The organism is Bilophila sp., from assembly GCF_057864385.1.
Window position 1 is genome coordinate 63,832 of record NZ_DBMAFI010000012.1, and the last position, 21,759, is coordinate 85,590.

General features: G+C 59.7%; 18 protein-coding genes. 5 read left to right on the plus strand and 13 right to left on the minus strand.

Going from position 1 to position 21,759, the window contains the following annotated elements:
• Positions 1-331 precede the first annotated feature (331 nt).
• Positions 332-2,497 (plus strand): EAL domain-containing protein, encoded by a 2,166-nt coding sequence (locus tag ACZM8Y_RS05800; protein WP_482332770.1) that lies wholly within the window; start codon positions 332-334, stop codon positions 2,495-2,497.
• Between the two features lie 24 nt (positions 2,498-2,521).
• On the opposite strand, the gene ACZM8Y_RS05805 is transcribed toward ACZM8Y_RS05800, so the two are convergent.
• Positions 2,522-2,644, minus strand: a complete 123-nt coding sequence (locus ACZM8Y_RS05805; RefSeq protein WP_487480130.1) for a hypothetical protein — start codon at positions 2,642-2,644, stop codon at positions 2,522-2,524.
• Between the two features lie 85 nt (positions 2,645-2,729).
• Between ACZM8Y_RS05805 and ACZM8Y_RS05810 the strand changes: the two genes are divergently transcribed.
• On the plus strand, positions 2,730-4,193 hold the full coding sequence (locus tag ACZM8Y_RS05810) for an OprD family outer membrane porin (RefSeq protein WP_482332774.1): 1,464 nt from the start codon (positions 2,730-2,732) through the stop codon (positions 4,191-4,193).
• Between the two features lie 290 nt (positions 4,194-4,483).
• Positions 4,484-4,717, plus strand: a complete 234-nt coding sequence (locus ACZM8Y_RS05815) for a hypothetical protein (RefSeq protein ID WP_487480131.1) — start codon at positions 4,484-4,486, stop codon at positions 4,715-4,717.
• Between the two features lie 407 nt (positions 4,718-5,124).
• Here ACZM8Y_RS05815 and ACZM8Y_RS05820 read toward each other — a convergent pair whose 3' ends face one another.
• From ACZM8Y_RS05820 to ACZM8Y_RS05835, 4 genes are all read right to left on the minus strand, one after another.
• Positions 5,125-6,405 carry an MFS transporter gene (locus ACZM8Y_RS05820; RefSeq protein ID WP_489501657.1) on the minus strand — a complete coding sequence of 427 codons (1,281 nt, stop codon included), beginning with the start codon at positions 6,403-6,405 and terminating at the stop codon, positions 5,125-5,127.
• Positions 6,406-6,774: 369 nt separating this feature from the next.
• Positions 6,775-10,443, minus strand: coding sequence for a hypothetical protein (locus tag ACZM8Y_RS05825; RefSeq protein WP_487480133.1), 3,669 nt, complete (start codon positions 10,441-10,443; stop codon positions 6,775-6,777).
• A gap of 155 nt (positions 10,444-10,598) precedes the next feature.
• Positions 10,599-10,793: a hypothetical protein gene (locus ACZM8Y_RS05830; protein ID WP_482332791.1), complete on the minus strand. Its 195-nt coding sequence runs from the start codon at positions 10,791-10,793 to the stop codon at positions 10,599-10,601.
• A gap of 37 nt (positions 10,794-10,830) precedes the next feature.
• On the minus strand, positions 10,831-11,325 hold the full coding sequence (locus ACZM8Y_RS05835) for a type III secretion system chaperone (protein ID WP_482332794.1): 495 nt from the start codon (positions 11,323-11,325) through the stop codon (positions 10,831-10,833).
• Between the two features lie 727 nt (positions 11,326-12,052).
• Between ACZM8Y_RS05835 and ACZM8Y_RS05840 the strand changes: the two genes are divergently transcribed.
• On the plus strand, positions 12,053-12,250 hold the full coding sequence (locus ACZM8Y_RS05840; RefSeq protein ID WP_482332799.1) for a hypothetical protein: 198 nt from the start codon (positions 12,053-12,055) through the stop codon (positions 12,248-12,250).
• Positions 12,251-12,366: 116 nt separating this feature from the next.
• Here the strand turns inward: ACZM8Y_RS05840 and ACZM8Y_RS05845 are convergent, their stop codons facing one another.
• The 7 genes from ACZM8Y_RS05845 to ACZM8Y_RS05875 form a co-directional block, all read right to left on the minus strand.
• Positions 12,367-13,206: an aldo/keto reductase gene (locus ACZM8Y_RS05845; RefSeq protein ID WP_337430739.1), complete on the minus strand. Its 840-nt coding sequence runs from the start codon at positions 13,204-13,206 to the stop codon at positions 12,367-12,369.
• 81 nt (positions 13,207-13,287) lie between these two features.
• Positions 13,288-13,767: a cyclophilin-like fold protein gene (locus ACZM8Y_RS05850; RefSeq protein ID WP_489501659.1), complete on the minus strand. Its 480-nt coding sequence runs from the start codon at positions 13,765-13,767 to the stop codon at positions 13,288-13,290.
• Between the two features lie 4 nt (positions 13,768-13,771).
• Positions 13,772-14,320, minus strand: coding sequence for a flavodoxin family protein (locus tag ACZM8Y_RS05855; protein ID WP_482332804.1), 549 nt, complete (start codon positions 14,318-14,320; stop codon positions 13,772-13,774).
• A 579-nt stretch (positions 14,321-14,899) separates the two neighbouring features.
• Positions 14,900-15,928 (minus strand): alpha/beta hydrolase, encoded by a 1,029-nt coding sequence (locus tag ACZM8Y_RS05860; RefSeq protein WP_482332807.1) that lies wholly within the window; start codon positions 15,926-15,928, stop codon positions 14,900-14,902.
• Positions 15,929-15,984: 56 nt separating this feature from the next.
• Positions 15,985-17,175 (minus strand): MFS transporter, encoded by a 1,191-nt coding sequence (locus tag ACZM8Y_RS05865; protein ID WP_482332809.1) that lies wholly within the window; start codon positions 17,173-17,175, stop codon positions 15,985-15,987.
• A 58-nt stretch (positions 17,176-17,233) separates the two neighbouring features.
• Complete coding sequence (locus ACZM8Y_RS05870) at positions 17,234-18,280, minus strand: alpha/beta hydrolase (protein ID WP_482332810.1); 1,047 nt, start codon at positions 18,278-18,280, stop codon at positions 17,234-17,236.
• A gap of 68 nt (positions 18,281-18,348) precedes the next feature.
• Positions 18,349-18,579, minus strand: a complete 231-nt coding sequence (locus ACZM8Y_RS05875; RefSeq protein WP_308771813.1) for a hypothetical protein — start codon at positions 18,577-18,579, stop codon at positions 18,349-18,351.
• 274 nt (positions 18,580-18,853) lie between these two features.
• Here ACZM8Y_RS05875 and ACZM8Y_RS05880 point away from each other — a divergent pair, with 274 nt between their 5' ends.
• Positions 18,854-19,765, plus strand: coding sequence for a LysR family transcriptional regulator (locus tag ACZM8Y_RS05880; RefSeq protein ID WP_337430732.1), 912 nt, complete (start codon positions 18,854-18,856; stop codon positions 19,763-19,765).
• A 530-nt stretch (positions 19,766-20,295) separates the two neighbouring features.
• Here the strand turns inward: ACZM8Y_RS05880 and ACZM8Y_RS05885 are convergent.
• Entirely contained in the window at positions 20,296-21,747 is a 1,452-nt protein-coding gene (locus ACZM8Y_RS05885; protein WP_482332528.1) for an ATP-binding protein, read from the minus strand.
• Between the last annotated feature and the right edge of the window lie 12 nt (positions 21,748-21,759).

A 21,759-nucleotide genomic window follows, 5' to 3' on the forward strand; every position in this document is an offset into this window, starting at 1 on the left:
GAAAATACAGCCTTTTTCTCCGGTTTTTCCCTTGGCGGGATCCACGGCCAAGGCATTTTCCCGGTTATCCCTTTGGCGCTTCAAGGAAAAAAGCATCAATCATTTTTTATAACACAGCCTTCGGGAAACGGATGCCCCGCGCCTCCTGCCTCGGAATGGGCATATGCAAAGCGGCTCCCGCTTGCCGGGAGTGGTGCATTATGACATCCTATGCTCATGAAGATGCGGGAGCATACCGCCGGATTCCTTTTCCGGCAACGAACCGGATCCGTACGCATCCCTCTGCCATTTTCGAGCCTGCTCCGGCCGAGGAGCGCGTACGGGAGGAAACATGACATCTCAGTTGCGAAAAATACATAGCGTCATTGAACAATTTTTGCTGCCGATGGCGGAAGCCGTTTCCGGCTGGCCCACTCTGGCGGCGATACGATCCGCGCTTATCGTCACCCTGCCGCTCATGTTCCTCGGTTCCCTTGCCGAACTGCTGATCAGCTTCCCGTTGGATGCCTACAGGGACTTCATGTTCCGGCAGTTCGGCCCTGAATGGCGGATGTTTGGGCAAATCCTGAAAGACGCCACCTTTTCCGTGATGTCCCTCATCATGGTTTTTTCCATAGGCCACCATCTGACGGATCAGTTCAACCATGACCATCCGGTTCTGCGGGCCAATCCGGTCATCGCGGGGCTTGTGGCCTTTACAGCCTTCTTTTGCCTGCTTCAGCAGGACGGGGCGGCGCTTAACCGGCGGTGGCTCGGCGTTGCCGGGCTGTTTGTGGCCATCCTCGTCGGTGTGCTCGCTACCCGGCTGTTTTTGCGCTTCTTTTCCATGAAGCGGCTGCACCTCCACTTGCCCGGCGGGACGCCAGACATCGCCATCCCGCAGGCCTTCAACGCCTTCCTTCCCGGCATGCTGACCGTGCTCGTGTTCGCGGGGGTTGGCGCGGGTATGCAGGCGTTCGTGGGCATGTCCCTGCATGAGGCCGTATATCAGATTATCAGGATGCCTTTTGACGCCATCGGGGAAGGGCTCGGCCGGGGGATGCTGTATATCCTTTCGCTCCACGCGCTTTGGTTCGCGGGGATCCACGGTTCCAACGTCCTCGACCCGATCACCCACGATATTTACGGCGCGGCCATGCTCGCCAACGAGATGGCGGCCGCCGCCGGGGAGCCCTTGCCGCACATCATGACCAAGACGTTCATGGATACCTTCGTATTCATGGGCGGGGCAGGGACGGGCATCAGCCTCGCCGGGGCGCTGATCCTCTTCGGCAAGACGCAGGCCAGCCGGAAAATCGGGATTTTTTCGCTTGTGCCGGGCCTGTTCAACATCAATGAAGTGCTGCTGTTCGGCCTGCCCATCGTGCTCAACCCGCTCATGCTGATCCCGTTCCTGTGTACGCCCGTCCTGCTGGCGACGATCAGCTACGTCGCGGTTGCCGTGGGACTGGTTCCGGGAACCAACGTAGCCACGGAGTGGACGACCCCCATCCTGCTCAACGGCTACCTGTCCACGGGCTCCCTGAGGGGCTCGGCGCTGCAATTGGCGAACCTTGCGGTGGGTGTGCTCATCTACGCGCCCTTTGTCATTATTTTAAATAAAATCAAGGTAAAGCAGATCAACGACGCCTTTAGGAGCCTGCTCCGCCGCTCCTGCGCCACGGCGGACGCTTCCCGGCGCTGCCTTGACCATAATGACGATGCGGGTTCCCTTGCCCGGAGCCTGATTACGGATCTTGAGTACGACTATCGGCACGGCGAAGGGCTGTTCCTCGAATTCCAGCCGCAGATCTGTTCCCGAACCGGCAGGGTTGTAGGCGTGGAATCGCTTATCCGCTGGAAGCACCCCTCCTATGGTTTGATCCCGGCCCCCATTACCGTGGCGCTGGCCGAGGATTCCGGGCTTATCCGGCCCATCGGGCTGTGGGTCTTCGAGAGGGCCTGTCAGGTGCGCAAGAGCTGGCTCGACGCCGGAATTACGGATCTCTCAATGGCGGTCAACGTGTCGGCCCTCCAGTTGGAGCGATCTTTTCCGAAACGGCTTCTTGACATCGCGGCCCGTTACGGTTTGCCGCCGTCCCTGATGGAGGTGGAGGTTACGGAGTCGAGCGCGTTGGGTTCCGATACGCCGGAAAGCCATATCCTTTCCCGCGTCTACGAGGCGGGATTCCCCGTAGCCATCGACGATTTTGGGATGGGGCACAGCTCCCTCAAATATTTGAAGCAATTCCCCGTCAGTGTGGTCAAGATCGACGGCGCGATCAGCCGGGAGGTGGGCACGAACTCAATCTGTTCGGACATCGTGGCTTCGATCACCCGCCTCTGCCGGGCGCGGAACATGCTCAGCGTGGCGGAATTCGTTGAAAACGAGGAGCAGGCCGCACTCCTCCACGAACTCGGCTGCGACGTGTTCCAAGGCTACCTGTACAGCAAGTCGCTCCTGCCTTCCGACTGCCTCCGGTTCATCCAAAAGACGAACGGCGGGAACGGTGCGTAAGGCCAGCTTGAAACGGCGTGTGTTTCAGGGGGGCATCCTGTGGGCGAACCCGATGCTGGTGGGGCAATCCAAAGCCATGCCCCCCTGCGCGCCCGCAATGAAAGCGGAATGGACGCGGAAGGCGCGAACCTTCAAGTGTTCCTTCAAGTTTTTGTTTCGCCCGGCCGGGTACGTCCCGCCCATAATGCTTTGGTTTCGCCGGATGTTTCTCCCGCCATACTTTTCTGTTTGGATGCCCTTCAGCCCCGCCTTTTCGGACGCCCGGAACATCGGGGCGGCCCGAACCCTGCCGCGCCTGCGCCTTGGGATCGCCGCGGTTGCGTGCGTGCTGCTGGCTGCCCTGAGCGCCGTCCCCGCCGGGGCGAACGACGATCTCGCGCCCGAAACGCAGGGGCTCGACTCACGGGAAGCTTTCCGCACCGGGACGCGGTTTTTCGACGAAGCGGAGGTTTCGGGCGGCCTGTATTTCTTCCGGCGCGACCGCAGGCGCTACGACGTGGACAAAGGCCGGTACGGGACGAACCTCAACCACGCCTCGGTACAGGCGAACGCGGATTTCGTCTCCGGGTTTGCGGGCGGCTGGCTTGGGTTTGATTTCGGCGTATTCGGCTCGCACGATGTCATGAACAAGGGCGCAGTGGATCACGAAATGGGCTTTGAGCCGTGGGGCGACCCGTGGCATCCCGACTGGGGCAAGCGCCGCACCGACGACGGCGTATCCGTATACAAGGCCGCGCTCAAGGCCAAGGCCGGCCCCGCATGGGCCAAGGCGGGATGGTTCCAACCCACGGGGCCGGGCGTGCTTGGGGTCAACTGGTCCATCATGCCGGGCACGTACCGGGGCGTGAACGCCGGGGCCGACTTTGGGCGGCTGTCGCTGGCGGCGGCGTGGGCCGACGAATACAAATCCCCGTGGTTCGCCAACATGAACCGCTTCCGCAGGAACGACGGCGAAACGTCCGTGCCGTGGCTGTGGAGCGCCGGGGCGCGGTACGCCTTTGAAGGCGGCCTGACGCTTGAACTCGGCTGCGGCGCATCCAAAAACCATTTGCGCAACGCCCACTTCAAGGGCAGCTATCGGACAGGGGGCGGCGCGGGCCCCCTTACCGTTGGTTACCATGCCTATTTCATGGACGACAGCGACGATTCGGGAAAGGGCGAGAACGACAATTTCGACGGCCTCGCCTCACTCCACTATCTGTTCGGGAAATACGAGGCCCCGCCGTGGACTTTCCGGCTGGAGGGAACCTACGCCCGCGCCCCCATGTCCGGGCCGCAGAGCCAGGGGCAATTCTCCTACCGCCTGACCGACCGCAACGGCAGTTCCAGCGGCGCGTTCGACGTGTGGTGGGACGCCCGTTCGGACTGGAACGCCGACAACGAAAAGGCCGCTTATTTCGGCGTAATGCGCACGCTCGACGACCTGCTCCCCATAGCCGGGTTTTCAGCGGGCGCGGGTACGGCGCTGGGCTTCGACGGCAGGGGCTATGGTACGGCGGAACATCTCAAGGAGTGGGCTTTCACCTTCGACCTTGCTTACGTGAAGCCCGGCGGCCCGCTTGAAGGGGCTTTCGTCAAACTGCATTACACCGAATACCGCAACGGTACGGCCCAGCCGAGCTGGGGCACATACCGGAACGCCTTCCAATCCGAACACGATCTCAAGCTGCTTATGGGGATTCCTTTTTCGCTGTGACTCTTGGAATCCCGAAAGAGGGCGCCCCTTGCCGCAGCCGTCCGTTTCCGGGAACGCGGCGGACGGGGCTTGATGCGATGCAGGCCCCGCAGGATGTGTCCGCTTCTTCACGACATGGTGGGGCTGCGGCATCTTTTCCCGTGGCCCTGTCATGGGATGTGGCAGTTTCATCTCTGCAACCCGGTGAAAAGACAGCCGTTTTCTTTTTGCTTCGGCTGGCTCCATCATGAACCGTTCTGCCGGATATCCCTTTGGAACTTCAGGAAAAAATCAAGGCTCTGTCATGGTACATGGTCGTTTTGTTTCAGCAATATACTGAAAATATATGCTTTTTCTCCAAATTTTCCGCTGGCGGGCTCTGTGATTGGGGGATTTTCTTGGTTATTTCTTTGGATTTTCAAGGAAATAAAGCATCAATCGTTTTCTATGACACAGCCAAAATCAATAGCCTGCCTGCGGAGAGCCTTTCCCCTGTTTTTGCGGCAAGCTGTATGGTGAGGCGTTTTATCGGCTTCACGGCATGATGAAGCGACAGCCGTTTTCCTTTGGCTGTGTTGTAGAAAATGGTTGATGCTTTTTTCCTTGAAGCGCCAAAGGGATAACCGAGAAAATACTTTATCCGTGGCTCCCGCCTTACGGAACGCCTGCGGGTTCGCCTTTGGGATACAAAATGCTTTATCCGTGGCTCCCGCCAAGGGGAAAATCGGAGAAAAAGGCTGTATTTTCACCGTACTGTGGAGATGAAACAACCACAAACCAGAACAGGGCCTTTCCTTTTTGGGCTGAGCCCACGATTGAACCATGTTGCTGGCTATCTCTTTGGAACTTTAAGAAAAGCCATCGCTTCCTACGGCGGAATCAAAAAACCTTGAAGGGGGAGGGGGAAACATTTTTAGGCGTTCCCCTCCCCCTGCCCAAAGGCTGCCTCCGCTCAGTCCGTGCGCCTGTTGAGCGAGACGAGCAGGAAGGCGGCCACGGTGCCGATTGCGGCTACGATGGTCATGCTCTGGATGGCGCGGGGCAGGCCGTAGCCGTCGGCGATCCAGCCGAGGAGCGGGGCGACGATGCCGCCCATGCTGGTGGCGAGGCCAAGGGTGACGCCGGAGGCGAAACCGATGTTTTTCGCCAAATACTTCTGCCCAAGTACGACCATTGAGCTGAACGGCGCGTACAGGGAAAAGCCGAGGGGCAGCAGGAGCGCGAAGGCCGCGTAGAGGTTGTCCACCAAGCCGAAAAGGATGATGGAGGGGATCAGGATCACGTAGGAGAGCCGGATGATCCGCAGGTAGCCGAAACGATCCGAGAGCATCCCGCCGATAAAGTTGCTGATGACGCCGAACGTGCAGAAACAGGTCAGGGCCGCGGCCCCGGCAGCCTTGGACTGGCCGAAGTTATGGATCCAGTAGAGCGGTATGAAAGTGTTGCAGCCCACAAACAGGACGGAACGGGAAATGATCGCCAGCGTCAGCTTGGAGAATTCTTTCCAGTTGTTCGTCACCTCTTCGGCTTCCCCGGCGGCTTTCGCATTGTCGGCTTCAATTTTCTTCATGCCTGAGAGGTGTGAAATCTGGTAGAGGAGGATGACCGACATGACGAGGGCGATGAGGCCGAAAACGGACGTCCCGGACAGGCCGAACGCGCCGATGGCCGCGACCGCAAGCATGGGGCCGAATACGAACCCGCTGTTGCCCCCTATGGAGAAGAGGCTCAGGCCCGTGTCCTTGGAAGCGCCCGAAACCTTATTGGCGAAACGCGCGCCTTCGGGATGGAACAGGGCCGCGCCCACGCCGCTCAGGGCAATGGCCGTGAAAATGGCCCAGTAGCTGTGCAGGAAACCGATGGAGGCCAGCCCGCCCCCGGCAAGCAGGACGCCCACCGGAATGAACCACGGCTTGGAAAGCCTGTCGGACAGGTAGCCAAAAGCCGGCTGGATGATCGAGGAGAGGCAGGAAAAGGCGAACATGAACCCGGCGGATGCCTGATAATCGAAGCCGTACGCGGCGATCAGGAAGGGCAGGATGGCGGGCAGCGCGCCGCCGTTGATGTCGCACGAAAGATGCCCAAGCGACACAAGGAAAAGTTTCTTTTTGTCCATGACGATAACCTTTGTCCGCAGGCGGGGACGGATGAGGGGACGGGCATTCCCGGCGGCACGAACCGGCGCGGCAGCCACGGCACGTTGGATAGTGGGAAATCTCAGGCGAAAAAGCAAGGCCCTTTCTGGGGGGGAAGGCCCTGTCACGGCATGTGGTGGCTTTTTTACAAGAGGGCAACCAGCATGTTCCTTTACGTTTCCACCGGCTAGCCCTATGGCTGGGGGCTTCCATAGGGCCCTTGCTTGGGATTTCGAGGAATGGGCATCGCCCGTTTGCCCTCGGCAGGGCCTGATGGAAAACAAAGGCGCTCAGGGGGATGGAAGGCCGGGGCGGAGTGCCGTTTGCCGGGGCGGTATCCTGTGCCGCGTGCTGTACAAAGGGGCGGGGCATCCTGCTTTGCCTGCGGAAAACCGCCTCCCGGATCATATCCCGGAGGCGGTTTCCATATGGGGCCTCATGGCCCTCCGCTTATGGAAAAGGGAGGGTTACGGCCTGTTGAGATCGAGCCGTTCAAACGTATGCGATCCGTCCGTGCCGACAAGGATCTGCATGTTGAGGGTGAGCGGCAGCGACGGATCGGATAGAATGTCCACGAGGACGGTGCCGTCCGGCTGCTCTTTGGCGAAAACGGAGAAGTTGCCGTGCTCGCTGAACTGCACGCCGGGGAAGCAGGTGCTGAGCACACGGGGCATGATCAGCGGCGCTTGCGAGAAGCACTGCATGACCCGCGCAAGCTGCCTTTCGGAATGGGTCATGGCGCCCACACTGCCGATGATCCCGGCAAAAAACGGGTTTTCCGGCTTATTCTCCTCATCGGGGATGTGGGACGGGTTGACGGAGAAGCCGTGCCCGTTGCGATCCTCGAAGTGCATGAGGGTATTCCTCCCGCGGCGGCGGAAGTCCGTTACGAGGCCGTACGCCGTCCTCTGATCAATGCCGCTCAGTGTGCCCATATCACTGACTATGGAGATCTCATCCAGAGAGAGCCGCGCATGGGGGCGGGTCAAGGCGAGAAGCTTCTTGGGGCTCAGGCCGTAACTGCTGTTGTTCATGAGGGAGACTTCCCTCACCTCCTCGACCATATCCGGTGCCGCTGCCTGAAGCAGGGCCTGATACTTTTGGGAAACGAACGCGATGAGATCCGCGCCGAAGTGTTCGTCGCTGATGCCCCTGGGCATGGAGCCGCCGATCATGGCCGCCCAGATCTGCCGGTTGGAAAGCGGCTTGCCGTGGTTGCTTCTCAGCGCGGCGAGCAGGTCGGAAGCCGAGGACTCCACCCAGTACGAAAGCAGGAAATCCTGCGGGCCCTGTGAGGTCTGGACAAGCTGTGTATGGATGCCGCGAAGCTGTTCCCACTCCTGCGGCGTGAGCCGTTCGGCATGGCGGTTCATCTGGGCGTCGAAATCGGTGATGAGGCCGGGGGCGAACTGGCTGAGCCGGCCAAGCGGGGAATTCGTGTCGCCGGGCATCTCGCACAGGTGATTGAGCGCTCTGCTGAAATACATGGGATCGATCTGCGGGTTCCGGCCAATCCGGTATTCGGCGTTCTGGCGCAGGTAGTTCATGATCTGCATCACGCCTTTCAGCGGGGCGGTATTGTCCGGGGCATTCCGGTGCCCCGCAAGGTAGATGCAGGCCCCGGCGAGCTGGTGCGCCATCTCGGACTGCATGTTCTCCGCGACATCGAGAAGCTGCCCCTCCGTCATGCCTTCAAGGATGAAATCGCACATCATGGGAAGCAAATCTTCGGCTCCGGGCAGTTGTCCGTAGCGCTCATGGAACGCGCAATACTGTCTGGACATATCTGTGATAGCCTCCGTGAAGCGCCCGGGGGTTTGATCAAGCCGCTCCATTCTGATGAGCCGGGCCTGTTCGGGCAGCGACTTCGCCGCCGTGAACGCCTCGGCTATGGCCCCGGCATCGCGCACGCCGTAGCGCTGGGCGATCTTCTTCATGATCGCCTTGTCCTCAGCTCTGAAGTGTCCGGGAGGCAGGTAGGCTCCGGGCTCAGGGGACGGGTTGGGGGGCAGGGCGTCGATGTCGTCCAGGGTGTCCTTGAGGGCCAGAAGTTCGGCCCCGATGACGTCCTTGGCGAGTTGGCGCAGTTCCGCCGCGTCAACGGCATACCCTCCGTCACTGGCCGCGTTGACCAGGGGCATAAGGGCATGGCTGACGCCCTGATAGAACGGCCTCGGATTGATGGCGTCGGGATCCAGGCCCGCGAGATCGCCATCCTCGTTGAAGGAATCGAAAAGGGCGCGGAAGGCGTCCGTATTCTCCTCGACGACATTTTCAGTCTCAGGGATGAGTTCACTTACGACGTCACTGAAGGTCCTCAGATTGGCCTTGGACAGGTCGCTGCGCTGCTTGGCGCTGAGCAGGGGGATGTCAAGGCCGTGTGCGCGGGCGAACTCCCGCAGCACGACGGGGAGCTGTTCCGCATCCCCGAATACCTCGAAGTTTGATTTGAGGAAACTGTTCAGAAGCTCCTCATCCTGCCGTTGGATTTCTTCGGACTGCGGATCGACGTCGCCGGGCGTTGCAATCCCCATTTCGACCTTTTGTTCGCGGGACATGAGGCTGATGAGCACCCTGGCGTGCCCTTCGAGGCTGCGGAACCGGGTCATGCTTTCCTTGAGGAATTCCAGTCCCGACGCCCTGCCGAGCCCGTGCTGGATGGCCCTGTTGAGCGTGAAGAACTGGCTGGCGAGGGGGCCGAACTTGTCCATCGCCCTGTGCATGAGTTCGGGCAGCATGTCCTGCGTGACCCCGCGCCGGGCCAGCAGCATGGAGACGGAGTTGCGGAGCACGGCGGCGATGTCGACGCCGTAATCGCTCTCAAAGCTGTGGGCCGCCGAATTGAGCGCGTCGGCATGCTCGGCGATGCGTTCGAGGAAAGCGGCGTCCATGGGCACGCTGTCGTTGAGGAGCTGCTCCACCATCACGTCGCCCGCGAGCATGGCATTGATGTAGCGGGGCATGGTTTCCGCAGTGACCGGCGGATTCAGGTTGCCCGGCGGGTCTTGCGCCATGATGGAAAACCCATGGAGCAGAGGGAGGTTGCTTTCCACAAAGGCTTGTACGGCTGTGCCCAGCGCTTCGGCCACGCGCTCCTGGGACGGAAAGACGCCGGGGCCGGGGTTGGCGTTGAGCAGCGCCTTGCAGTGCTTGACCACGGCAGGGTTGTTGGCAATGGCGGAACTGAAGTTTTGGGGCAGCCCGGCAAGGGTCATGGCTTGACGCATGCCTTCGGATTTGGCGGCGATATTCATCATGAAGCCGCGCACGGCGTCCTGCCGTTCGGCGGGGGTGGCAAGCGCGGGCATGTTTGTGGCAAAACTGACCGCCAGCCCTTGCAGGGCGTCCCGCCCAAGCGTGGGGAGCGCTTCCTTGAGCGCGGCGATCATGTCCTTGCCGTTGGGGAAATGCGGCAGGGGTTCGAGGATATTGGGTTCCAGCGCGGAAAGGATCTCGATGTCCTCGGCCTTGGCGCTGCTGAAGGCCGTCTGGAGCCGGGTGAAGGCCCCTTGGGTTCCGTGGGCTTCCATGTCGGCCCTCAAGTGCCCGGCAAAAAAGCCGTCGTCGCCCGTGAGCGGTTGGCTGAGGAGCATGAGGGCCTTGCTTACGGCTGCGCCGTGCCCGCCCGCTTCGGGGAGCCGGGTGAGCGCGCCGATGTTCTGGGGGACGACCTTTTCGCAAAGGTACGCCTGTACGGCGTCGCGTTGCCCTTCCGGGGTGCCGGTATCCAGATTGCGGGCCAGCGCGAACTGGGCGAAGGCGGCGGCGTGCCCGGCAGGGATCGCGTTGTCCTCGGCAAGCTGGCGGCCTACGGCAATGGCTTCTGCATACAGGACGGAATCGCGCACGAGCTTGACGTCCCCGGCGGTGAGGGGCTTGCCCCCTTCAAGCTTCGCGTTGAGTATCCCCCGCACGTCGGCGCTGATGTTGCGGAACTGCGGGGATTGTTCAAGGGCGTTCAAAAAGGCCGTGACCGTGGCCCGGTTCTCTTCGGCCTTGGCGCTGCGGGAAAGCTTGTGGATGCCGTGCAGCGAAGACGTATCGCCAACGGATTCACCACCGTTTTGCAGGAAAAGGGATGCTGAATCGCCAACTGTGTTGGCGCTGTTGAAGAATTGTTGAAGGGAAACAGGCATACGGCCTCCTATAGCTGAAACAAGATGGGTGTCCGGTACGAAACCTCGGCTCCTTGATTAAAGATACGCCGTGTTGTGGTTTAAGCCCCGCCGCAGCAAGGGTTTGGTTTTATTCTATGCCGGTTCGAGAGAGGCTTCTTTTTCCGTCGAGGGCTTCACCACCGGATGCCTTCAAAAAATCCAATAAAGCCCATCGCGGCAATGCGCATCAGGCAAGCGCGCACCAAGCAAATGCCGTGACGGATCCCTGAGCCGTCCATCCCCGGCACCGTTTTCGGCTGAAGCTGCGCCGCCGTAGGGCGCACATTGCTCCCGGCGTGGGAAGGCGAACTGTTGAAGGTACGCCGCATACGGCGTGCCGGATTGCCCGGCTTCGGGGCGTTCCGCCTAGACGCGGAGGAATTGCGCGGCTGAGAAAGCCAGCTCCGCGGCTTCCCCCACGCCGCCGTCGAGGACGGCTTGCTGCGCCTTTTCCGTAAGCTCTTCCTGTTCCTTGTTCATGGCGTCGAGGCGGGTTTTCCATGTTTCCGAGAACAGGATGACGTTGTTGACGGCTTTGAGGAAATCCCCGGTGTCGAGTCCGTAGATGGGGATCGGGAAGTTCAGCCCGACCATGCCGGTGGCGTCGTTATAGCTGAGCGCGCCGCCTTGCGTGTCCGCGAGGAGGAAGTTCGAGGCCAGCAGCAGGCGGCAGATTTCGCCGTTGCGCCAACCGCCGAGGGCGCCGACTTCAACATACACGATGAAGGAGTTCGTTGCCTCGATCCATTGGATCAGCAGGTTACGGCCTCCGAGCGAAAGGGTGGCCGCCCCGGATGCGGACAAGGTGATGTCCATGCCGGTTTCTTTACTCAGTGCCTCGATATACGGCGTAGCGCTCATGGTTTCTCCTGAAAAGGTGAGGGGTACGGCATCATACGGAGATGCCAATAATGTTGTTGAAAATATCCTTCTGAAAGGAATTTAGCAAGAAGCGATCCAAAGAACCGGAGGAAAGCCCGCTGCGGTGCGGGGCTCCATTGGCTTCGCTGAGCCGTGCCCACTTTCTGCCCTTCGGAGAAGGGGCAGCCCAAACAGATCCATGACCGCCGGGGGCGGCCTCGACCCCGACCGCGAATCAGGGCCGGTAGCCACGCGCTTTATGGGCGGAATGGCGGCTGAGGCGGCTGGGGATTGATGTGGAAAGCTGCCGCGGCGGTAAAGGGTGAGGGACTGGCATCCGGGGGGTAAACTTTTCCAGGGCCTGTTCACACAAACAAAGAATAAACATAATCTTACAAATGATTATCCTTATTTTTGAGCGATGCTGCATTTTTCTTCAATCCTCTTCAATCATGGGAAAAATCCAGCATAGTGTGAATACGCCCTAGGGAAAAGTTTATTACCCTCTCTTCCAAAGAGTTTCGGCTTGTGGGGAGGCCGTGCGGAGGGGCGCTGTTCCGATGTGGGAAAACTTTTATGGATGGGGTGGCCCTCTAAGTGGCTTCATTTCTGGGAATGCTGCGGACAGGGATAAGCGTAAGGCTCTGTTAGAGTATGTGATTATTTCATCTCCACAGCACAGCGAAAAGACAGCCTTTTTCTCCAGTTTTCCCCATTGGCGGACTTCATGGCTGAGGCATTTTGTTGGTTATTTCATTGGAATTTCAAGGAAAAGGCATCGACCATTTTCTATGGCACACCAAGCATAAAAGCCTTTGCAGGAGGAGTGGGAAGTGCCAACCGTGCAGGCGGTTTTGGAGGAAGGGGGGAATGTACCCCCTTTCCCAAAGATTCCCCTCCCTCTTTAGGTTATGTCGTTAATTAGATATAATCTATTGAAATTATAAACCATATTTAAAGCCATAAAAGATTGTTTTTGATAATTTCAAATAGTTACATGCAAAATGACGACACAACCTGAAATGCCATGCAGTTCTTGTGTCAGATGCCGTAAAGCCGTTTGACCTCGGATGGGGCAAGCGTATCAAGGATCAGGCCGTGCCCTTCGTCCATGTGCGCAATGGCTTCCATATCCTGATCATCGAGGGTGAAATCCCAGATACGGGCGTTTTCTTCGATGCGCTCCCTGTGGACGGACTTGGGAATCACGGCGACCCCGCGCTGGATGTTCCAGCGTAGCATGACCTGTGCCGCCGTCTTGCCGTATTTTTGGCCGATGGCGCACAGAAGCCCATTCCTGAAAATCCCGCGCATCCCTTCGGCAAAAGGTGCCCATGCCTGCGGCTGGACGCCGCATTCCCGCATGACGTCCAGAGCTTCCTTTTGCTGGCAGAACGGGTGCATTTCCACCTGATTGAGCATGGGAGGGATGCTTGCATTGCGGCACAGATCCATCAGCCGGTCAGGTAGGAAGTTGCATACGCCGATGGCCCGTATCCTGCCGTCTTCGTAGAGTTCCTCCATCGCCCGCCATGAACCGTAATAATCCCCGAAAGGCATATGGATCAGGTATAAATCCAGAGTGTCGAGCCCCAGACGGTTCAGGGACGCTTCAAAGGCTTCCTTCGTTTTCTCATAGCCCGCCTCCTGAATCCATACTTTGGTGGTGATGAACAATTCCTTGCGGGGGATTCCGCTCTTGCGGACGGCGGCTCCCACGGCTTCCTCATTCCGATAGACCGAAGCCGTATCAATGAGCCGATAACCTGCCGCCAGAGCCTCCGAGACGGCTTGTTCGCATAGGGTGGCATCCGGCACCTGAAAGACGCCGAAACCTTCCAGCGGCATTTCGATTCCATTACGCAACGTCGTGGTCTGCATGGGCATTCCTTTTGAAGTATGGGGAGTGCGGCTCATTTCCATGTTATCCCCGTGTGTATTTTGAGCATCCATGTAGTTTTCCTATTCCGCCCGCTCGAAAGCAATCGAAAAGTCGCCGCGCATGGCAGCCAGCTTTTCTATGCCCGAAGTGATGCGCCCGAAGCGGATCAGCCCCCTGGACAGGCGGAACTCCCGGTAAAAGATGGCGATGTTGCCCCATGGGACATAGAACGTCAGATCGCCCGCCAAAGGCTCAATGCTGTCCGGCATGCCTTCCGTGGCAATCCTGCGCGGCGGGTCGCCGATTTTTTCCGTCCCGTTGTAGTCCCTCACCGTCAGGGTGAGCGGGAGCATGCTCAAGAAATCGCGGCCTGCCGGGTTATCTTCCAGTATGGCGGGAAGGGTTTCCCCGTCGACGATCAAGCGTATGCGCATGGGTTCACCTGCCGGAGCGGAGTGGGGGAGAAGTGCCGCCAGTACCGCCAACAAAAAGGCCGCCATGGATAACAGGCATTGCTTCAGGGGCGGTCTGCGGTCTTGTCGTATAGTCTGTTCGTTCATGGCCTTACGCCTTGTTGCCCAGTTCAAAGGCGGACTTCAGGGCGGCGGGAACCTGTAGGATCGTCCCGGCCCCATCGGCGCCCGTACCCCGCACGACGCCCCTCAGCGCGGCCTTTTCAAAACAGGCGATCCAGCCCTCCAAGCCTTTGACGGCCCCGTCCATTGAACTCTCCGTGCTGTCCGCCGCCGCTGCCAGCAGGTAAATGTCCCTGAAGGCATAGTCCGACGGGAACAGGGGGTTGGAGCGGTCGAGCAGGGTCTTCATCTGCCCGCACATCTCATAAAAATAGATGGGGGTGGCGAATGCGATCACGTCCGCATCCTTCATTTTTCGGACGATGGCGTCGGCATCGTCATGGATGACGCACCGCTGCGTTTTCTGGCAGGCCAGACAGCCTTTGCAAAAGCCGATGGCCTTGCCGCGCAGGCTGACCAGTTCCACGTTGTGCCCGGCTTCCTCCGCGCCTCTGGCGAATTCGCGGGCCAGCATTTCGGAGTTGCCGTCCTTGCGGGGGCTGGTCGAAAGGATCAGGATGTTTTTCGTTTTCGTCATGGGAATGAATCTCCTTTCAGTAAATTGCGGAAAATAGTTTTATTATGGCTCTGTTATAGTTTATGGTTGTTTCATCTCCACAGTGCGATGAAAATACAGCCTTTTTCTCCGATTTTCCCCTTGGCGGGAGCCACGGATAAGGCATTTTTCCGGTTATCCATTTGGAATTTCAAGGAAAAAAGCATCAACCGTTTTCTATAACACAGCCTTTATTATTGGCCCTGTCATGGTATTTGGTCGCTTTATTTTCACGGTATGCTGAAAATAGAGGCTTTCTATCCAATTTTTTCCGTCAAAGGACTCCATGATTGGGGTATCTTATTCGTCATTCCTTTGGAACTTCAAAAAGAAAGCCTCTACCGTTTCCTATGGTACAGCCTTATTCTTTTAGGCTCTGCCATAATATTATGTGGTTGTTTCATCTCCACAGCACGCTGAAAATACGGTTTTTTTATCCGGCTTTCCCATTGGCGGAATCCACAGCTGACACATTTTGTTGATTATCCCTTTGGAACTTCAAAGGGAAAAGCATCAGCCATTTTCTACGGCACAGCCTTATGTTATTGCCATTTATGTGCGCTATTGAAGATGAGCATCGAAAAAGCGTCCCAGTTCGCTGAAATGGAACCGGGTTTCCGGCGCGTCTTCCGCCATGTGGTACTGGGCGTGCGACATGCCCTCGAACACGATGAGATCGGCGGGGACGCCCGCTTCCCGCAGTTTCAGGTGCATCCGTGCGGTGTTGCTGAGGAAGAGATCCCGTGTCCCCGAAGTGAGCAGGGTCGGAGGGAAACCGCTTACATCTCCGTAAACCGGGGACAGCATGGGGTCTTTCAAGTCATGCTTCCCGGCGTACAGCCGTGCGGCATCCCCCAGCCATCCGTCATAGCTGACGAGGATGTTGTCCACGCCCTCGTTGGTGAAATACGAATCTCCGGTTTTGCTCAGATCCGCCCACGGCGTCCCAGCCGCGACAGCCGCCGGGAGGGGCAGCCCTTCGGCTTTGGCGCGGAGCCCCAGGATCAGGCTCAGGCCCCCGCCCGTGGAGGTGCCGAACACGCCGATCTTTTGTGCGGGCGTGGCCTTGAGCAGTTCGCGGTATACGGTCATGGCGTCGTCGACCGCAGCCGGATAGGGAAATTCGGGAGCCATCCTGTAATCGGCGTATATGACCCGGAATTTGCCTATGCCCGCCATCAGGACGGCTTCCTGCGTCCCTGATTCCCCTTGTCCGAGGACATAGCCTCCCCCATGCAGGTTCAGGAGGACCCGATCCCGGTTTGCTTCCGGCAGATCCTTCGGGGTGAACGTGAAGACCGGCACGCCGCCGAGTTCCCCTTTTGCAACGTCAACCTTCAGTTTTTCACGCAGGCCGGGGAGTGTTTTTGCCGCTTCCCTGGAAAGGGCATCGGCCCAAGCCTTCCATTCCCGAACGGTGCCGGGATGGGTGTCCCAGTAAGGCGGCGGGGCCTTGGCAATGAGTTCCCGAAGTTCGGGGCTGGCCGTTTGCGGGACGGGAAGCGGGTGGGGAAGTTCCCGCGCCCCGGCGGGGAAAGCGGCGGCGCACGCCAGCAATGCGGCGGACATGGCCTGTTTGAGGCGGTTCATGTGCATCTCCTTATGATGAAAGGTGAAGCGGGGTATGGCAGGTACGAAATGGGCGTTCAGGCCTTGCGCCCCGTGTCCCTGGCGAAGAGGGAAAAGCTGGCCGCGATCAGCAGGGCCGCCATGACGCTGATGCCCGCCGCCGCCAGAAAAATGCCGTTGATGCCGAGGTTGTCGTAGGTAAACCCGCCCACGGCGGCGGCAAGGCCGATGGCGAACTGCGTCGCCGCGACGGTGAGCCCCCCGGCAAGTTCCGCCTTGTCGGAGAGGGTGCGGGCAATCCATGTGGACCAGCCCACCGGGGTAAAGCCGAAGGCGAATCCCCAGAAGACGGCCAGCGCGACGCCGACGTCCGCGTGCCCTTGGGTGAGAAGCAAGGCGAGCGCGGCGGCTGCAAAGGCCAGATGGATCAGAATCATGGTTGGCCGGAAGTGGTTTCCAAGCAGCGCGCCCGCAATGAAGGTGCCGAGGATGTTCGCCACCCCGAAGGCCAGCAGGATCACGGAAAGCGTATCGGCTCCCAAGGCGAGATCCAGCTCCAGGAAGGGCCGCAGGTACGTGAAGAAAATATGGTATCCGCCGAAACTCAGGATGTTCCCGCCGATGCCCGCCAGAACCCATGTGCGCCGGAGCAGGGCTGTCATGTCCCGGAAGCCGCTGCCCGCGCGGGCCGGAATCGGGGGAAGGGCGCGGTATTGCCAGACGAACCCGGCGGCGCCCATGAGCGCGCCGAGGAAAAAGACATTCCGCCAGCCGATCAGATGCCCGATCCAGCTTGCCACGGGCAGGGCGATGATCGTCGCCACGGAAACCCCGGCATAGACGATGCTCAGGGCGCGGGGGACGTCCTTCGTGGGGACGAGCTGGAGGGTGACAGCGGAAGCCAGCGACCAGAAGCCGCCCACGCAGATGCCGAGCATCGCGCGCCCGATGAGCATGACCGAATAGGTCGGGGCCATGCCGATCAGCATGTAGGACGCGACAAGCATGGCGGAAAAGGCCAGCAGGATGCGCCGCCTGTCGATGTTTCCCGTCAGCGGGGCCAGCAGGAGGCTGGTCAGCACGGCGAACACGCCCACGGCGGTAACCGTCTGCCCGGCCATGCCCTCGGAAACGGCAAGATCGCGGGCGATGGGCGTCAGCAGGCTTATGGGGATGAATTCGGCTGAAATCAGGGCCATCACGCCCATGAACAAGGAAAAGACCGCCGACCAGCGGGGATTGCCTGTCTGAAAGATACCGTTCTGCATACTGTGGCCTTTGGGATGCGGGCGGGGCCCTCAACCGGGCCCCGCCCTCCCCGGAATGTTATTTCAGGTTTTTCGTGAAGAAGTCCGTGAGCTTGCCGAAGGGGATGAGGCTTGCCCTGTCATACAGATCCACATGCCCGGCTCCGGGGACGATATGCAGTTCCTTCGGTTCCGCCGCGAGCCTGTACGCGTCTTCGCTGAACTCGATGGAGTGCGCCTTTTCGCCCGCGATAAACAGCATGGGGCGCGGGGAAATCGTCTCGATGTCCGAGAACGGGTAGAAGTTCATGAACTTGACGTTGCTGGTGAACGTCGGGTGCGTGGTGAGCTGGGGGGAGGAGCCTTCCGGGGTGAATTCCCCTCTCGGCGTCCGGTAGAAGGCGTAGAATTCCCGTTCGATGGGCGTGGACGTTTCCGTCAGTTCATGGACGGTGCCGCTGGTGTACCGGGTTTCGCCGCCCGTGAATTCCGCATAACGCTGTTCCGCCGCTTCCCTGATGATCCGCTTTCGCTGTTCCAGTGTCATGCCGTGCCGGAGCCCGTTCCGGTTGGCCGCGCCCATGTCGTACATGCTGATCGTCGCTATGGCCTTCAGGCGGGGATCGATCTTGGCGGCGCTGATGGCGAAACTGCCGCTGCCGCAGATGCCGATGACCCCGATCCGTTCACGATCCACAAGAGGGTTCGTGCCGAGGAAGTCCACGGCGGCGCTGAAGGTTTCGGCATACAGGTCAGGGGAAACGGCATTGCGCGGCCGGCCTTCGCTGCCGCCCCAGAACGCCAGATCCACGGCAAGGGTGACGAATCCCTGTTCCGCCATTTTGACGGCGTACAGGTTTGCGCTCTGTTCCTTCACCGCGCCCATGGGATGCCCGACGATGATCGCGGCGTGTTTCTTTTTCTGATCCAGATTCTTGGGCAGGAACAGGTTCCCGGCGATGTTCATCTTGTACTGGTTCGGAAACGTGACCTGCCGCATGGTCACGCTTTCGCTCTTGTAGAAATTGCTGGCGTCGGCGGGGATTTCCTGAGCCAGAACCGGGGCGGCGGACATTGCGCCGATAATGGCGGCGCTCATGCCGAGTCGTTTCACTGCACGCATCATGTTGCCTCCTTTGGGGGTTGAGCATTCTTGATCGGGCTGGAGACCGAAAGGGACGCGGGAAGGCTGTTTCAGCATCCCTTTTTCAGTTGAAAAAGAAGGTAATCAAGGCAATCCAGCTTGTTCTGATCCGTATGGAGGGCTTCAAGAAGCAGGTTCCGCTGTTTTGCCAGAATGCGGATCTGGCAAAGCGTATCCTTTTCCCGCCTGCCCTGCATGAATTGCTCGATGATCTGTTGTGAGCATCCGGCGTCATGCAGGTTTTGGAGCAGCGAATCATCCTGTTTGGCGTTGCCTTTCATACTTGCTTTCTCCTGTGGCATTCATATAGGGGCAGGGCCATTGAATAGCAAATACTTATATTGAATACTTTACCATGCTTCATAAGCATGGTATTGATTGCCGCATCACAGGGGGGGGCTGCGTGCGGGCGGCATTGCGTGCCGCCCTGAGGGATGCGCACCAGGGCCGACGCCCTTTCAATGGCCTTGCCGCCGATACGGATGCGCCGCCCCTGTTGCGTGAAGGCAGGCTGGCGAACGGTACGCAGTGGCCTGTAGCAAGTGGAGGTGGACTATGGAACTGAGGGTGCTCCGTTATTTCCTTGCCGTGGCGAGGGAGGAAAGCATATCCGGGGCGGCGGAAGCCCTGCACGTCACCCAGCCCACGCTGTCGCGGCAGATGATGGAGCTTGAGGAGGAACTGGGGAAAACGCTGTTCCTGCGCGGGAAAAGGAAGATTTCGCTGACGGAGGAGGGCATGTTCCTCCGCAAGCGGGCGCAGGAGATCGTCACGCTGGTGGAAAAGACGGAATCCGAATTCAGCGCGGCGGAAGAGACGATCAGCGGGGATGTCTATATCGGAGGCGGCGAGACCGACGCCATGCGGCTGATTGCCCGCGCGGCGCACAGGCTCCAGTCGGCGTACCCCCACATTGCGTACCACCTGTTCAGCGGCAATGCGGAAGACGTCACGGAACGGCTGGACAGGGGGCTTGTGGATTTCGGCGTCTTCATCGAACCGGCGGATCTGTCGAAGTACGACTTCATCAAGCTGCCGGTGACGGACATCTGGGGCGTGCTGATGCGAAAGGACAGTCCTCTCGCGGCAAGGCCGACGATAAGGCCGCAGGATCTGCCGGGCCTTCCGCTCCTCGCTTCCAACCAGTATCTGGTGAAAAACGAATTCTCAGGATGGTTCGGGGAAGGCTATGAGAAGCTGAACATCATCACGACATACAATCTGTTGTACAACGCCTCGATCATGGTGGAGGAAGGTATGGGGTACGCCCTGTGCTTGGACAAGATCGTCAGGACATCCGGCGACAGCCCGCTGTGCTTCAGGCCGCTGGAGCCGAAGCTGGAGGTAGGGCTCCATATCGCGTGGAAAAAATACCAGTTTTTCTCGAAAGCCGCTGAAAAATTCCTGGAATGCCTGCAACGCGAGATCGCCGCTTGGCGTAAGGCGGATAGCCCCGCTCAAGAGTGAACCATGGGCAAGCGGAAAGGGGAAGAGGGCGACGCCAAGTCCGGGATACATGATGGAACTAGCTTTCCCATATGGAAATGGCTTTCCCATTGCGCCCATGCCGATGCTCCACGTGCCGCCGGCGGGCGACTCTGCGGACTTTACTCGGTAAAGTTCTTGGCGAGGGCGGGAGCGGCATCCACGGCAAAGGCAAGGGCGGGGGCTTAAGGGATGCGTACAGGTCATGGCTAAGCCTTCGGCAGTTCAATATTCAGAGCTTTGCGGCGTTCTTGTGCAGGGGATTGGGCAGGGCTTCGGTCCTGAAAAGGGCCTTGAAGCGGCTCACGCAGTCCACGATGGGCATCAGCGGATAAGCAGTACCGAACAGAAAACGCTCCTGATGGAAAACGGTCGATACTCTCTTGAAATTCCAAAAAGGATGGTCAATACACTGTCTCAGTCATGGAACCAGCCCACGGAACAACTGAACAGGCTGTATTTTCACCCTATTATTGTGGAAATAAAACGGTCGAATCCTATGACAGGGCCCGTTATGATACGTCAATGGTGAGGCCTTCCCATGCTGTGTTGCGCAGGGTGGTTTCCCAAGCCGGGGCCCTCTGGGAGCGGGGCGTGTAGTCCAGACACCACCGGGCGAGGCTGAGGGGGAGGACAGCTTCAAGCGGGAGATCCGCAAGGCGCTGCAAGTCCGCCCGGCTGATGCCCCCGGAGGCGATCAGCTCCAGCATGCCCGCGGGAAAGAGCCTCCCGGCTTCCCGCGCCTGCATGGAAATGGCGAAAGCCGCCAGCATCGTCCGGCCCGGAAGGGGCGGGAGCGGTTCGCCGCATGCCATGAACTGATCCCGCACGGCGTGGAGCATTGCCGGAAGGTAGCGCACGAGGAAAATCCCGCCGTGGCAGCAAAGCCCGTGCTCAAGCGCCAGCGTCATGTAGGAAACGAACAGCCCCGGATAGATGTTCCGGTCGCGCAGGGCCTCAATGACGGCTTCCGGCACAAGCGGCAGATGGAAGCCCGGAAATTCGAGCGCGCCGCTGTCCGGCGATACGCGCAGGGGGTGCCGCCGCCCGCGCCCGTCCACACCCCAGAAAAAGGCCGTGCCGTTCCCGGCTGTCCGGGGCAGCTCGCCGCCGGAAACCACGCCGTGGCTCCAACAGCCGCGCACGCCGGCAAGACGCCGTAAAAGCCCTTCGCGCAGGCGCGGCATAAACAGCGCCCTGTGCAATACCGAATCGGGCCGGGCAAGGTCGTCGATCAGCAGTTCCCGTGCGATCTCCTCCAGTTCGAGATAGACGGCTGTGGGCCGGGCATCTGGAAACAGGGCGGCGTACAGCTTCGCGTTGACCCGTGCGGCCTGCTCCCCAAAGCGTTTGAGCGCGAGCGTGTCCGGGTCAAGCAGATGATGCAGCACCGTCCCCAGCCCCCGTTCCTCATAGGCCAGCGTCGGTTTCCAGTGGGCGGCGCTTGAACGCATGTCCTTTGCGGTCAAGGCGGGGGCGTTCAGTTCCACGGTGTCCTGCCAAGAGCTCCGAAACAGCGGGAAACGTGCCGGGGCGTCCGCGTGGAAGGATTGCAGCCCGCGCGGATATGCCGAACTCTGTAGGGAAACGCCGCCGCAGGACAGCACGGGGATGACGGCCCCCGGCTCACCGTTGGCTAGGCGGTCAAGGCCGAAGAACGGCACGGCCTGCACCATTTCAGGCAGGCAGTCGATGCCGTGCAGGTTCGCCGACAGGACGGCGCTGTTCCGGGAAAAATACCGTTTGACCGCATCGCCAACATCGTTGCCGAGGCTCCGTGCCGCGTGTTTCGCCATGCAGCCCACGATGGCGCCGGAAGGCAGACGTTCCCCGTCCGCCGTCGCGTAGGCCGAAGCGGATATTTCACCGAGGCTCATGCCGCGCCATGATGCAAAACAGCCGGGAAGGTAGGGAAAGGCCTCCCAAAGAGGCTTGAAGATGGGCATGGCCAGGGGATCAATCATGTGTACTCCTTT